Below are 15,864 nucleotides of genomic sequence, written 5' to 3' on the forward strand. Positions count from 1 at the left end.
GGCTAACCGTTGGAAGGGAAAAAGCATAGGAATGCCTAAGAACGGAGTTAGCTATTGCATTTAGTTCATTTTTGTACGATTTTGAGTAAATTCCATCATCCGATATGCATTAATATAATTTTAAGTCGATATTAATGCATTTTCATCGAATTTATTAATGAGATACGCTTTTCTTTGCATTTGGAAAATGTAAATTTTAAGAATCATGAAAAACCGTTTAATAAGTCTGTGCCTGCTGTGTGCTTGTTGCATGATGGTCAAAGCTGACGATCTGAAACTGTGGTATAAGCAACCGGCTAAAGTATGGACTGAAGCATTACCTCTGGGTAATTCGCGTTTAGGCGCCATGGTCTATGGCGGAGTAGTTAACGAGCAAATACAGCTGAATGAAGAGACCGTCTGGGGTGGTAGTCCGCACCGGAACGATAGTCCGAAGGCACTCGGCGTATTGCCTACGGTCAGGGAGTTGCTTTTTTCCGGACGTGAGAAGGAAGCTGAAAAAGTGATTGCCGATAACTTTTTTACCGGACAACATGGTATGCCGTTCCAAACCATTGGCAGTTTAATGCTGGAATTTGAAGGACATGCTGACTATTCCGATTATCGCAGGGAACTGGATTTGGAGAAAGCGATAGCCTCTGTACGTTATAAAATAGGTGAAGTAAACTATACTCGTACCGTGTTTACATCCTTGGCAGATAATGCTCTGATTGTGCGTATCGAAGCCGACAAACCGGGAGCAGTCAATTTTATCACTCGATATAGCACTCCGTACAAAGAATACGAAATAAAAAAGAACGGTAAAAGCTTGCTGCTGTCCGGACATGGCTCTGCACACGAAGGCATTCCGGGTGCCATCCGCTTTGAAACCCGTACGCAGATAAAGGCCGAGAAAGGCAAAGTCAACGTCACCAACGACTGTATCGAAGTGAAAGGAGCAGACGCAGCAGTGATCTATGTAACAGCTGCTACTAACTTTGTCAATTATAAAGACGTAAGTGCCAATGAAACCCGCCGTGCAACAGAGTTCTTGTCGCAGGCCATGAAACGCCCCTATGCACAAGCCCTTGCAGCTCATGAGGAAGCTTATCAAAAGCTGTTCGGACGTGTCTCGCTGAATGTAGGTGCTTCCAGCAAAGAAGAAACTTCCTACCGCATTAAGCACTTTAACGAGGGAAAAGACCTGGGATTGGTAGCCCTGATGTTCCAGTTCGGACGTTATTTGCTTATCTCTTCTTCACAACCCGGTGGGCAGCCTGCAGGTTTGCAAGGCATTTGGAATCATGAATTGCTGGCTCCGTGGGATGGAAAATATACTATCAATATCAATACGGAAATGAACTACTGGCCGGCAGAAGTAACTAATCTGCCCGAAATGCATCAACCTCTTTTCCAGATGGTGAAAGAACTGTCCGAGTCGGCACAAGGCACTGCGCGTACTTTGTATGATTGCCGGGGTTGGACGGTGCATCATAATACGGACCTGTGGCGCATGGCCGGTCCGGTGGATGGTGCTTCGTATGTTTGGCCTTTGGGCGGTGCGTGGCTCAGTCAGCACTTGTGGCAACATTATCTCTATACAGGAGATCAGGCTTTCCTACAGACTGCCTATCCGGCTTTGAAAGGGGCAGCTGATTTCTTCCTCGATTTCCTGGTAGAGCATCCTAAGTACGGTTGGATGGTTTGTGCACCGTCTATGTCTCCCGAGCAAGGTCCTCCGGGAACAGGAACCATGTTGACCGCTGGATGTACCATGGATACTCAGATAGTATTGGATGCTTTGACTTCCGTACTGTCCGCCACGAAGTTGTTATATCCCGATCATACATCGTATTGCGATAGCCTGCAAGGCATGATCAAGCGCTTGCCTCCTATGCAGATAGGTAAACATAATCAGTTGCAGGAATGGCTTGCCGATGTCGATGATCCGAATAATGATCACCGTCACGTCTCTCATCTGTACGGGCTTTACCCAAGTAATCAGATTTCTCCTTATGCCCATCCGCAGCTTTTCCAAGCCGCTAAGCGTTCGCTCCTCTATCGGGGTGATATGGCTACGGGATGGTCTATCGGTTGGAAAATTAATCTTTGGGCACGCCTACTCGATGGAGATCATGCGTATACAATTATCAAAAATATGCTGAAGCTGGTGGAGAAGGGTAATCCTGACGGACGCACTTATCCGAATATGTTCGATGCACATCCGCCTTTCCAGATTGACGGAAACTTCGGTTTCACGGCGGGCGTGGCCGAAATGTTGCTTCAAAGCCATGATGAAGCTCTTCACCTGTTGCCTGCCCTGCCCACGGCATGGAGCAAAGGCAGTGTGAAAGGTCTGATGGCACGTGGTGCTTTCGAAGTTGATATAGACTGGGATGGCGGTGAACTGACGATGGCTACTGTAACTTCACGCATCGGTGGAAACCTGCGTATACGTTCGTATGTACCGCTGGAAGGTGCCGGCTTGAAAGAAGCTAAAGGTGAGAACCCGAACCCGTTGATGAAACGTGGAGATATCAAGGAGCCCCTGGTGGCAGAGGGCCTAAAGGCACAGTACCCCATCCTGTACAGGATATACGAGTATGATATACAGACCCGACCGGGAGAAAAGTACACATTGCAAAGAGCGTTTTAAAAAAGTGATTAGATAAAATAGGTTATGGTAAAAAGAATAAATTGGTTTATTGTATGTATGCTGTTTTCAATAGGTGTTACAGCACAAGCTGCTGGCAAGCAGTATAATTCGTATAAAGGATTGGTGATGGCCGGTTATCAGGGGTGGTTCAATGCCCCTGACGACGGTGCCGGCCGTGGTTGGTATCACTATACCGGGCACGACGGTTTTCGCCCCGGTTCTTGTACGATTGATTTTTGGCCCGAAGTATCGGAATATAAAAAACTGTATAAGACGGAGTTCAAGTTTGCCGATGGAACTCCGGCCTATACTTTCTCTTCGCATGATGAATCTACGGTGGATACTCACTTCAGATGGATGAAAGAGTACGGGCTGGATGGAGTTTTCATGCAACGCTTTGTAGGCGAGATTCGCAATAAGAGCGGATTGAATCACTTCAACGTAGTACTGAACTCAGCAATGAAGGCTGCTAATAAGTATGAACGCGCCATTTGCGTGATGTATGATTTGAGTGGTATGCGCCCTGGCGATGAAGAGGTCCTGCTAAAGGATATTGTCGACATAGCTCAGCGCCATGCTTTAAAGGATCATGCTAAGAACCCGTCCTATCTGTATCATAACGGGAAACCACTGGTTACAATCTGGGGTGTAGGGTTCAATGACCGTCGCCGTTATGGTCTGAACGAAGCAGAAAAGATTATTAATGGTTTGAAATCACAGGGGTTTAGTGTAATGTTGGGAGTACCCACGCATTGGCGTGAACTGAATGGTGATACCGAGTCGGACCCTCGCTTGCATGAATTGATAAAACGGTGTGATGTTGTGATGCCGTGGTTCGTGGGACGTTATAATGAGAATTCATATCCCCGTTATCAGAAACTGATTAAAGATGATATTGCCTGGGCTAAGAAAAATAAAGTAGACTATGCTCCTCTGGCTTTTCCGGGCTTCTCCTGGCGTAATATGAAAGGTCATGAGAATAGTGTGCAAATACCGCGCAATAAAGGTTCGTTCCTTTGGAAACAGTTATCCGGTGCTATCAAGGAAGGGGCCGAAATGATTTATGTAGCCATGTTTGATGAAATAGACGAAGGTACAGCTATCTTTAAGTGTGCTAAAAAAGTTCCTGTTGGTGCCAGTACATTTGTGCCCATTGAAGAAGGGATCGGAAGTGACCATTATTTATGGTTGGTAGGTCAGGCCGGTAAAATGTTGCGTAAAGAAAAACCGTTGGAAATGAAACAACCGGAACGTAAATAAGTCAAAGTAGAATCTGGATATATAACATAAGAAACGTCTGACTTGGGAGTATCCAGGTCAGACGTTTTTCTTTTGGAGTATCTATTTGTTTCAGTTTTGCTCGTCGATAATTTCCATTAAGGAGAACTTGTATTCTGTTCCCAGCGAAGCAGCATATTCTTTGCAAAAAGCATCATAGACAGTCTTGGCAAGCCCTTTCTTGCCTTGCTGACAAAGAATGCGGCATTTTACACAAAGAGCTTCCTCGTTGATGTAGTCATGTTGGAATAGTGTATCTGCAATTTTTAGCTTTAACGTCTCCGAGAGGTCTTCCCGTTTCAGTAATCTGCAAAGCAGATCGATAGTGCTATTTGAAAAATCGTTTTTGAACGTATCGATCCAATCGGTTTCCATATTAGGTAACATCATACCACGTAGCAATAACTCAAGCAGCTTCTCTAAGTTCTGACTATTATTCTCTTTATATAAATGAAGTGCTTCCAGATAGTCGCAAATAGTCCCTTCTTCAAACTGTATGCTCCAGAAGCCATTTTGATTCAATATTTTGATATCGCCTACTTTTTCCAATAAACCGCGTAGTTTACTCATATATACATTACGGTTATTCTTGGCAGATTCATCCGTCTTGTCATACCATAATAGCTGGATTAGTTTATGACCAATGATTCCTTTGGAGTCTCTTCCGGTATAGAGTATAAGCAATATCAATAAAGCCTTAAGGGTTGGAGTAAATAAGGCTGTAATGTCATTGCCTTCTTTGTCCACAACATGGAAGCCACCAAAGAAACAAACACATCCCTTGGAGAAATCATAATTGTGGAATGTCGTTGTCTCTGTGTGTATAGGCATTTCTATTTTTATCTCAGATATATCATTGATTAGAGAGCCATTCGCTGTTTCTGATTGGAGGCTGTTTGTTTCCGTTTTCTTGTTGTTCTCGGCGGTGGTCTTGACCCGGTTTATTTCAGCCTTTTTCTTTCTATAATAGAAGACTCCCATTCCGGCAATAACCAGTATTCCGACTATAATGTACAGCCATATAGATGGCTGATCGTTTTGACTGGTATTGTCTGCAACCACATCAGGCTGCTTAAAGGATGAAATGGGAATCGGAGGGAAATTCAGTTCATAGATGCCTATATCAGCTTTTCCGCTTACTTCAGCTTGGTGAATCACTGTATATAACTTCTTTTGTTTTGGTGAATAGTATATGTTGGTATACATATACTGAGCCTCTAATTTCAGTCCTATAGGCAATGACATGAGCTCAAAATGTGGTGTTTGAGTATCAATTTTCATCAACGTACCACCTTGCTGGGTACTGAAGAAGTAAAAACATTTTTTTTCAGTATCATAAACCATGTTTTCACTGGGTTGAAAATCTCCTCCGTCCGGAATCTGAGTGAATTCCCATAGCTTATTGGCTTGCTGGGTCAAAAGGTTGACAGCATACAAATCATAATAGTTGCGGGGAGATAATTCTTGCCGTCCGGATGGGCAACCGCGTCCTCCAAAGATATAAAGTGTGCTGTCAACTATGACAGAACTGGAAGAGTATCTGGGATGAATATTCGTCAGATTGAGGTGACGCTGCGGGGTATCCTCATAAGGATAGCAGATTAATAGCTTGTTATTATAATGATAATGTCCATATCCACCGAAGCTGATCAATGAAGAATTGGCCGGATTATAAACGAGTGTATTATTCCAATAGTCATGTTCCTGTACGGCTGCCTGTGTTCCTTTCCAACTTTGTGAAGCAGGATCAAAGAATGAATATAGATTCTCATTCAGGTTGTAGGATAACAACTGATGTTGCTCTGGTAGATATATCAACTGGTTGGGATAGTTGGCTACAAACTCACCGCCTTTTACCTGAATGGTGTCAGTTATCCTTTCATCCGTATGGAAAACATACAGCTTTTGTTTATTGTTAGCTATGTAGAAAGTTCCGACAGTAGGATCGAATGCTACAGAGGGAGAAGATTTGAATTGCTGTGAATGAATCTTCTTCCAGGTGATATACTGGTCTATAATCCAACGGGTATTCTTGCCGGAAGCCGGACTGTGGGAAATCTCGTCATAACAGACTTCCTTATTATGGCGCGCCATTTTCCACAAACGTATCTCCTGTAATCCGCGCTTGATACTGATATCTCTTAAATTAACGGAAGCCACATCGGCTAAAGAGAAGCCCTCATAGGGACAATAGCCGAAAGCAAAGCGTAGTTTCTGCGTACCCTTCAGGTCGGTATAATTCACATTGATTTCCGTACTATCATATAATACGGTAATATTTCCCTCTTTAACATCGAGGGTCAGGCTGGCTGAAGTCCAAGTTTCACGCCTCACTTCTTTTTGAATGGGGTGTACTGCATCTCCAGTGACCAGAATTGGGAAGCGTCTGTCGTTTTCGCTGACACTGTACATCAGATCGATATTCTTATTGTTTTCAGTAATGATGCGGAATACGGTTCCGAATACATTATCGGGTCTCACCCAGAGGTTAAAACTCAGGGTAATTTTGTCTCCTTTAGTCTCTATGGGCTTTCCATCTTCTAATACCATACTGGTAAACTCAGAATTCTGAAGCGGGTAGGATTGGATATGCAAACCATATTCAGGAAGCTGAGCGACTGAACGCATACACATCAACAGAAGAAAGATAATAGATTGTGTCTTTTTCATTTTGTATGTCCTTAATGAAGTATTAGCTCGTACAAAAGTAGTGTTTTTTGGTGAAAACCGATTACTTATTTATGCAATTATTACAGCAGGCTTCGCTTTTCCTGCAAAAGTGATTCATTAAGTGGATTTTAATGTTTCATTAATTATTGTTTTATCATTTTATTAAGCGGTTGCTGTTTACTTTGCATAAAAATAGATTAAAATCTGATAATATGAACTTAAAAAGGCATTTATTCTTATTTGCAGGAATATTATCCTGCTCTTTTCTAATGGCTCAGCAGCCAAGTGATATTTTGTCCGTTTCAGCATCAACTAATGTAGAAAAAGCTTCGTTAGCTTTTGATAAGGATCAAAAGACAATGTGGGAAGTTAGTGGTCAGGACTTGAAAGCAGACCAATGGTTGATGTTTACTATCCAGACTCCTGGTGATGTATGTGAGCTTGGGGTTCAGATGCAAGGTGTTTCTAAAGAGGATTTAAAGCAACTGATGAATATCTTTGTTACATATGATCCTATGAATCTGGGAGTGCCTGTCGATTATCAGGTACAGGGTAGCGCTAAAGAGATGCGGTTGAAGTTTTCACCTAAATATGGGGCACATGTCCGGTTGGCTTTTAAGGGAGGTGATCGTGTTAAACCTTTTATGGTAAAGGAGGTATCTGTTCTTCTGGCTGATAAGGAATTGAAAGATCGGAAAGGAGAAAAGACTTCGCTACGCTATATGGACCCTACGCTTCCGGTGGAAGAACGTGTAGAAAGCCTGTTGTCTGTGATGACGCCGGAAGATAAAATGGAACTGATACGTGAGGGCTGGGGCATTCCCGGTATTCCTCATTTGTATGTACCGCCCATTACAAAGGTGGAAGCTGTACATGGCTTCTCATATGGTAGTGGAGCTACTATCTTTCCCCAGGCTCTTGCAATGGGGGCAACTTGGAATAAGAAGTTGACAGAAGAAGTGGCAATGGCAGTTGGCGATGAAACTCTTTCGGCAGGTACTATGCAGGCATGGTCTCCGGTACTGGATGTAGCTCAGGATGCCCGTTGGGGACGTTGTGAGGAAACATTTGGAGAGGATCCGGTTTTGGTATCGCAAATTGGTGGAGCTTGGATTAAAGGCTACCAGTCTATGGGGTTGTATACTACTCCGAAACATTTTGGTGGTCATGGTGCTCCGTTGGGAGGACGCGATTCTCATGATATAGGATTGTCTGAACGTGAAATGCGCGAAGTACATTTGGTTCCGTTCCGTCATGTGATTCGTAACTATGATTGCCAATCTTTGATGATGGCTTATTCGGATTTCCTTGGTGTTCCGGTAGCTAAAAGTAGAGAATTACTACATAATATTTTGCGTGAGGAATGGGGATTCAGCGGCTTTATCGTTAGCGACTGTGGTGCTATAGGTAACTTGACTGCCCGTAAGCATTATACGGCTAAAGATAAAATAGAAGCTGCTAACCAGGCTTTGGCTGCCGGTATTGCTACAAACTGTGGTGATACTTATAATGATAAGGAGGTGATACAGGCCGCAAAGGATGGACGTATCAATATGGAGAATCTTGATGAGGTGTGCCGCACAATGTTGCGTATGATGTTCTGCAATGAACTGTTTGAAAAAGCACCAAACAAGCCGTTGGACTGGAATAAGATTTATCCGGGGTGGAATTCGGATAGTCATAAAGAAATGGCACGTCAGGCTGCTCGTGAATCTATTGTACTGTTAGAAAATAAGGATAATATTTTACCTCTGTCTAAAGACATGCGTACGATTGCTGTGTTAGGTCCCGGTGCAGATGATCTTCAGCCTGGTGATTACACTCCTAAACTTCAGCCTGGTCAGTTGAAATCTGTGTTGACTGGTATCAAACAAGCGGTAGGAAAACAGACAAAAGTGATTTATGAGCAAGGTTGTGATTTTACAAGCTTGGGTGAAAACAATATTGCAAAGGCGGTAAAAGTAGCTTCACAATCAGATGTGGTGCTATTGGTTTTGGGAGATTGTTCAACCAGTGAGGCTACGACAGATGTATATAAAACATCCGGTGAGAACCATGATTATGCAACCTTGATTTTGCCAGGTAAACAACAGGAATTATTGGAAGCTGTTTGTGCAACTGGAAAACCTGTTATATTGATTCTTCAGGCGGGGCGCCCTTATAATCTGTCTAAGGCGTCAGAGTTGTGTAAGGCTATCCTTGTGAATTGGTTGCCGGGACAAGAAGGTGGCCCGGCAACAGCAGATGTGCTGTTTGGTGATTATAATCCTGCCGGTCGTTTACCGATGACTTTTCCACGTCACGTAGGTCAGCTCCCTCTTTATTATAACTTTAAAACTTCTGGTCGTCGTTATGAATATTCGGATATGGAATATTATCCTCTTTACTATTTCGGATATGGTTTGAGTTATACTTCATTTGAATATTCTGGTCTGAAAATACAGGAAAAAGAAAATGGTAATATTACAGTGCAGGCTACTGTGAAGAACATAGGTCAACGGGCCGGTGATGAGGTGGTACAACTGTATGTAACGGATATGTATGCCAGTGTGAAGACACGTATTACAGAATTGAAAGACTTTACCCGTATTCATCTGAAACCAGGTGAAGCGAAAACAGTTTCTTTTGAACTGACACCTTATGAACTATCACTGTTGAACGATCATATGGACCGGGTTGTAGAGAAAGGTGCTTTCAAAATCTTAGTTGGAGGTGTAAGTCCTCAGTATGTGGCCAAAGACCGTATTAAGGATAGTGTGGGTTATGCAGATTCCAAAAAAGGTTTGTCCGGTATGCTTGAATATACTCATGAATTTGCTGCAGATTTCGGTTTGACTTTATTCAAAGTGGAAGAAAACTTGGTAAAGAATCAGAAAACTATTTGGGTGTCTGTCAAAAACAATGGAACTTTGATGGATACAGGAAAAATTGAAATGTATGTCGGAGGTAAGAAAGTAGGCAATAACGTTCATTATGAGTTAGCTCCGGGAGAAGAGAAACTGATACCTTTCAGTGTAGATAAGGAGAATACGGATCCAGTTATATTTACTACCAAATATAAAGTGTTATCTATATAATTTTGATACTATGAGAAAACTATTAGTATTCTTATGTATCTGTGTACAGATTGTCCCGTCATGGGGGCAATCTGTTCTGCGTACTCCAAATGGGGTAAAAGTAGAGACCGGAACGACTTGTATGGAGTTGGAATGTTTCTCTTCTTCTATCATCCGCGTGAAGAAATATCCAGTCGGAAAGACACCTGATAAGCAATCATTGTCTGTCACTATGCAACCAGAAAAGGTAAAATACAAATTGCAAGAGACAAAAGGTGAAGTGATTCTTGCTACTTCCGAATTAGTAGCAATTATGGATATTGCCCAAAAACAAGTTCGTTTTACTGATAAAGATGGTAAGGTCTTGTTAGCTGAGAAGCCTTCTTCTATTGGTTTTACTCCATTCAATGATGCGGGAAATTCTACCTATCAGGTTCGCCAGACTTTCGTGTTGGATAGTGATGAGGCTATTTATGGTTTGGGACAACACCAGCAGGGGCGGATGAACCAGCGTAACCAAACTTTATTTTTGCAGCAAGCCAATACGGAAATCTGTATTCCTTTGGTTCATTCTATCAAAGGTTATGCTTTATTCTGGGATAATTATTCTCCCACAACTTTCACTGATAATGCAGAGGGTATGACCTTTGATTCGGCAGTGGGTGATTTGTGTGATTATTACTTTGTTTATGGTGGTGGAGCGGATGGAGTTGTGGCTGGATTGCGTGAACTAACCGGACAAGCTCCTATGTTCCCACTTTGGACTTATGGCTTTTGGCAATCAAGAGAACGCTATGTTAGTCAGGATGAGTTGGTAGGCGTGGTCAGGAAGTATCGTGATTTAAAAATTCCCTTGGATGGTATCATTCAGGACTGGCGTTACTGGGGTGAGGATCATAAAGACTGGAATGTAGTTGAGTTCCGTAATCCGAAGTTCTCTGATCCTAAAAAGATGATGGAAGAAGTACATTGTTTGAATGCTCATGCTATTATTTCAGTATGGCCTTCTTTTGGTCCGGAAACCGGGATTTATGCAGAATTGAAATCACAGAATAAGTTGATGGTGCATGAGACTTTTCCACAGAATAATGGAGTGAAAGTATATGATACCTATGATCCGGTAGCAAGAGATATCTACTGGAAATATATGAATAAGAATATGTTCAGCATCGGAATGGATGGCTGGTGGCTGGATGCAACCGAACCGGAACATGGTCCGATAAAAGAGGGTGATTTGGACTTTCAGACTTATCTGGGTTCTTTCCGCAAAGTTCGTAATGCTTTTCCGATTGTGAGCGTGGGAGGTGTATATGATCATCAAAGACAGGAAACTTCTGATAAGCGTGTTTTCATTCTGACTCGTTCTGCTTTTGCCGGTCAACAACGTTATGCTGCACAAGCGTGGTCGGGTGATGTGGTTTCTGATTGGGGAGTGCTACGTAATCAGATACCTGCAGCACTAAATATCTCTTTGACAGGTATTCCTTATTGGAACTCGGATATTGGTGGTTTCTTCTCTGCCAACAAATTTCCGGAAGGTGTAAAGGATCCGGCATTCCATGAATTGTATGTACGCTGGATGCAATTTGCTACTTTTACTGGAATGATGCGTTCGCATGGTACAAACACGCCTCGTGAAATCTTCATGTTTGGTGAACGTGGATATTGGGCTTTCGATGCACAAGAGAAAATGATCAATCTCCGTTATCGCCTGTTGCCTTATATTTATTCAACTTCATGGAAGATTACTTCTGAAGGTGGAAGCTTGATGCGTGCTTTATTCTCAGATTTCCCTGAAGATAAGAATGTGCTGGATTTGGGTGATGAATATCTTTTCGGAAAATCTATATTAGTAGCTCCGGTTACCAGCGAGACCAGAAGTCGCTCTTTATATTTGCCGGCAGGAACCCAGTGGATTGATTTCTGGACTGGAGAAGTTCAAAATGGTGGACGTAAAATCACCCGTGAAACACCTGTTGATATTATTCCATTGTATGTGAAAGCTGGTGCTATCATTCCTGTTGGTCCTGCTGTTCAGTTTGCAACAGAGAAACCATGGGACGATTTACAGCTTCGTATTTATCCGGGAGCTGATGGAGAATTTACTTTGTATGAAGATGAGGATGATAATTATAATTATGAAAAAGGTAAATACTCCACTATCCGTATGACGTGGAATGATAAGGAGCGAAAACTGACTATCCATCCTCGTCAAGGTAGCTATAATGGTATGTTACAAGAACGTAAATTTCATATTGTTCTTGTAAATGGACAAGACGGATTAGGGTTGGATAATGAGTCATATACTGTAAATGTGGAATACCAAGGGAAAAAAATAAATATAAAACTGCCATGAAAAAATTAGCGAAATTAGTGAGTATAGCTTTAGTCTCAGGACTGATAAGTAGTTGTACTTCCGAGCAAGTTTCGGTTAAGAATGATAGAATTGTAACCAATCCTATTGATCTGAACTATCGTTTCCAACCTAATGATGAGTCACGGCGTGAAGCGGCTGATCCTGTACTGGAATATTTTAAAGGATACTATTATATGTTTGCCTCTAAATCCGGTGGATACTGGCGCTCTGAAGACTTGGCAAAATGGGAATATATCCCTTGTACAACCATTCCAACAATGGAAGATTATGCTCCGACCATCCTTGTTTATGGTGATACTCTTTATTTTACGGCATCTAGTGGAAACACCCGTATTTATAAAAACGCTCATCCTGAAAAGGACACTTGGGAAGAAGTAGATACAAAGTTTGAGTATCCTCAACATGATCCGGCATTCTTTAAAGATGATGATGAAAGGGTGTATTTTTATTGGGGATGTTCGGATGTGGATCCGATAATGGGAGTAGAGGTGGATCCAAAAGATGGCTTCCGAGCTATTGGGGAGCCTAAAGCTTTGATTCAACATAATTGTGATAAATATGGTTGGGAAGTTCCTGGTAAGAACAATGAAGAACCACGTCAAGGTTGGAATGAAGGTCCGTGTGTACTGAAACATAATGGTCGCTATTATTTGCAATATGCGGCTCCTGGTACTCAATACCGTATTTATGGTGATGGAAATTATGTTGGTGATAATCCGTTAGGTCCGTTTGAATATGTGGAAGACAATCCATTCTCTTTTAAGCCCGGAGGTTTCATCGGTGGTGCTGGTCATGGACATACATTCAAAGATAAATATGGTAATTACTGGCATGTGGCATCTATGACTCTTTCTGTTCGTCATTGGTTTGAACGCCGTTTAGGTTTATTCCCGGTTGTTGTTTCTGAGAAATATGGCATGTATGCGTTGACAACTTTTGCGGATTATCCTTTCTGGATTCCTGATCGGAAGGTCGATTTTGAAAAGGAAGATATTAGTATGGGATGGAACTTGCTTTCATATAAGAAAAAAATATCCTCGTCTTCATACCTTGAAGGCTATGAACCGGAATTGGCTAATGATGAACAAGTGGAAACCTGGTGGGCTGCTCAAACAGGCAATGCCGGTGAATGGCTGCAAATTGATCTTGGAAAAACAATGGAAGTGAATGCTATTCAGGTGAATTTCGCAGATTATAATTTCAATGTACATGCGCCCCATGATCCTGTGGTTTATCAATATTATATAGAAGGTTCTACAAATGGCAAAGACTGGACTCGGCTGGTGGATGAAGAAAAGAATCTGCAGGATGCTCCTCATAAACTGCATACTTTGAATGTTCCTGCGAAAGTGCAATATCTGAAAATCTGTAACACTAAAGATATGGAAGGTAGTTTTTCTCTGTTCGATTTGCGCGTCTTTGGTCAAGGTGGTGGTAAGGTGCCTGCCGAAGTTACAGGATTCCAGGCTTCACGTGATAATAATGATAAACGTATCTACCGTTTTACATGGAATCCGCAGGAAAATGTAACAGGGTATATTTTACGTTGGGGAACACAAAAAGAGAAATTGACTCACTCTATGGTGGTTTACGAAAATCAATATGAGGCTCGTTATTTCAATAGGGATTCTGAATATTACTTCTCAATGAGTGCTTTTAATGAGAATGGTGTAGGCAAATAACTGATCAATACAGAAATCTTTAATTAAAGCTTGTGGTTATATAACTGATTTATGGGTTATATAGCCACAAGTTTCGTTTTTATGAAAGGCTTAATTATAATACATAATCCAAGAATAACCTTTATCTGAGGTCTATTTTTCTTCGATTAATCCATTTATATATGATTCTTTAATGTGAAAGAGTTAAAATGCTCTGAAACCCTTGTTTTTCTTTGAAAAAACTACTTCGATTAATGTCTTTTTAAGGACTATTTTAACGTTCGTACCATACTTTTGCCCTCATAGAATTTTAAAACACTAAATTAATAAATATGAAAAATGCACAAGTATACGTAAAGCATCCACCTGTGGATAATCTACCTTATGACAATAGAAAGATAAAGGTTTTTAGTGACCTAACTTATATATTTACCAACTTTTAATTTAATTATTATGAACAAACGATTTTTTAATGCGCTCCTTTTGGGAGCAGTGGTTCTTTCAACAGGAACTTTTGTTTCATGTGACAATGATGATGTTGATGATCTGAAGTCAAGAGTGTCAGTAATTGAAGTAGCAATTGATGACATCAAAACTCAATTAAGTAAAGCTTTGATGACTGGTGCGAGCATTACGAAGGTAGATGAAAGTAATGGTACGTATACATTAACGTTGAGTGATGGGCAAAAGATTGTAATTAAGCCGGGTGGAGGAAATATCTCTATAGTAGTTACTGATACGGAGGCTATCATTACAATAGAAGGTGAAGAATATATCCTTCCATTAGGTTCTTTGGTAAATTCTTTGATTTATAGTCCGGAGACAATAGATGGTATTGTAGAGATCGGTAATACTGCTACCACAGTGAATTTCTTGGCAAGACCGGCTCTCAAAAGCTTGGATGGTGCCGAATTTACAATTGCTGAATCTCATGTGCTTACTCGTGCAGCTGATGGTGAACAGTTTAAAGTGAGCGGAGATGTGACATTGGAAGGTGATTTCATAAAAGTACCTATTAAGGCTCTTGGTGAAGCGGAAGCTGGAAAAACTTATGCTGTATCTCTTCAGTTGAATTTAAAAGGAACGATTATTGGCTCTAATTACTTTACTGTGAAAGTGTCTGATGACTTTTCTTCCATAGCCGAAGATTTAGGAGGTGTTACGATTAAAGCGGATTATAGTCCCCAAGATCTTGCGGATGGTTTTAAGGAAATGACAATTAAAGGTTCTGATCTTTTGGTTGCTCTTAATTTCAAAGATTTGTTCAGTGAGCTTCCAGCTAATGCAGAATTTGTAGTTGCAAGTAGTGGCAAACAACCAGGAGGACAAGCGCAGGAAAAACAGGAACTTCTTAGTAAGAGTTTGAAAAAAGATGGTACATGGGCATTTAGTGAAAGACCGGGAACCAGTTTTAATGAGAATGCAGACCGTAAAGGCTTCTTGATTAATGTTTTGGCTGACGATGTAGTGAAGGCTAAAATTTATGTTTGCATAAACGATGAATTGGCTGACGTTGATTTTGCCAGTACATTTAACGAAGAGTATGAAGGCGAGTGGGGTGGACGTACAAAGAGCTTGGCTTTAGGTGCTCAGGTGATTGATATTCAGAACACATTTACAAATTGGGAAGAAGACTATGCTGAAATCACTCACCGGGGAAAGAGTTTCTTGGAGAATTGGGCTAATGCTAATTATCAGGTGCAAACAGCTGATGGTGAAACTGTTCTTTTCTGCGATGGAAACACACTGGTAATGGATGATATTGCAAAGAAGTATGCACAATTCTCTCGTGGTATATACTGGTATTTCCGTGGTATCTCTATTTTGGTACCGGAAGCATATGGCAAATGGATGAATCCGGCTACAGGTAAGGAAGTTAATGGAGGAGATGAAATTGTAGGTGGCTTTAATGATGCACATAGAGAGGATCCTGAAGTATACGAAGCTGGATTTGCAAAATATGGTGGCGTGACAATGGATCAAAAGACTGGTAAGATTACGCTCAATGATACTTATACAGGTTATGGCTTCCGTTTTGCCATTGCTGCAGTTTATGAGTATGCTTATGGCTGGAAGAAACTTCACAAAGCCGATCAGTTTGGTTTCTTCTTCTTTAACCGTCGTGTGATGCCGGAAGGTACAACAATACCGGAATAAACTGTAAATGAGGATTTCTTTAATAAATAG

At 41.4% G+C, this 15,864-nt stretch carries 7 protein-coding genes; 6 read left to right on the plus strand and 1 reads right to left on the minus strand.

Annotation, left to right across the window (positions count from 1 at the left end):
* The first annotated feature begins 205 nt into the window (after positions 1 to 205).
* Positions 206 to 2,635 (plus strand): glycoside hydrolase family 95 protein, encoded by a 2,430-nt coding sequence (locus BWI44_RS17180; protein WP_195208768.1) that lies wholly within the window; start codon positions 206 to 208, stop codon positions 2,633 to 2,635.
* A 24-nt stretch (positions 2,636 to 2,659) separates the two neighbouring features.
* Positions 2,660 to 3,895, plus strand: coding sequence for a glycoside hydrolase family 99 protein (locus BWI44_RS17185; protein ID WP_021967942.1), 1,236 nt, complete (start codon positions 2,660 to 2,662; stop codon positions 3,893 to 3,895).
* 90 nt (positions 3,896 to 3,985) lie between these two features.
* On the opposite strand, the gene BWI44_RS17190 is transcribed toward BWI44_RS17185, so the two are convergent.
* Entirely contained in the window at positions 3,986 to 6,583 is a 2,598-nt protein-coding gene (locus BWI44_RS17190) for a hypothetical protein (protein WP_195208769.1), read from the minus strand.
* A gap of 212 nt (positions 6,584 to 6,795) precedes the next feature.
* On the opposite strand from BWI44_RS17190, the gene BWI44_RS17195 reads away from it, so the two are divergent.
* The 4 genes from BWI44_RS17195 (at position 6,796) to BWI44_RS17210 (ending at position 15,834) form a co-directional block, all read left to right on the plus strand.
* Positions 6,796 to 9,660, plus strand: coding sequence for a glycoside hydrolase family 3 C-terminal domain-containing protein (locus BWI44_RS17195; protein WP_286815217.1), 2,865 nt, complete (start codon positions 6,796 to 6,798; stop codon positions 9,658 to 9,660).
* A gap of 10 nt (positions 9,661 to 9,670) precedes the next feature.
* A complete protein-coding gene (locus BWI44_RS17200; protein ID WP_195208771.1) occupies positions 9,671 to 11,995 on the plus strand; it encodes a glycoside hydrolase family 31 protein in 2,325 nt (774 codons plus the stop codon).
* Positions 11,992 to 13,698 (plus strand): family 43 glycosylhydrolase, encoded by a 1,707-nt coding sequence (locus BWI44_RS17205; protein ID WP_138290988.1) that lies wholly within the window; start codon positions 11,992 to 11,994, stop codon positions 13,696 to 13,698. The genes BWI44_RS17200 and BWI44_RS17205 overlap by 4 nt, the downstream gene beginning before the upstream one ends.
* A gap of 432 nt (positions 13,699 to 14,130) precedes the next feature.
* Positions 14,131 to 15,834: a PL29 family lyase N-terminal domain-containing protein gene (locus BWI44_RS17210; protein ID WP_115503066.1), complete on the plus strand. Its 1,704-nt coding sequence runs from the start codon at positions 14,131 to 14,133 to the stop codon at positions 15,832 to 15,834.
* The last annotated feature ends 30 nt before the right edge of the window (positions 15,835 to 15,864 follow it).

Origin of the sequence: Bacteroides sp. Phil13, from assembly GCF_001940965.1 — a bacterium.
GTDB lineage: Bacteria > Bacteroidota > Bacteroidia > Bacteroidales > Bacteroidaceae > Bacteroides > Bacteroides intestinalis.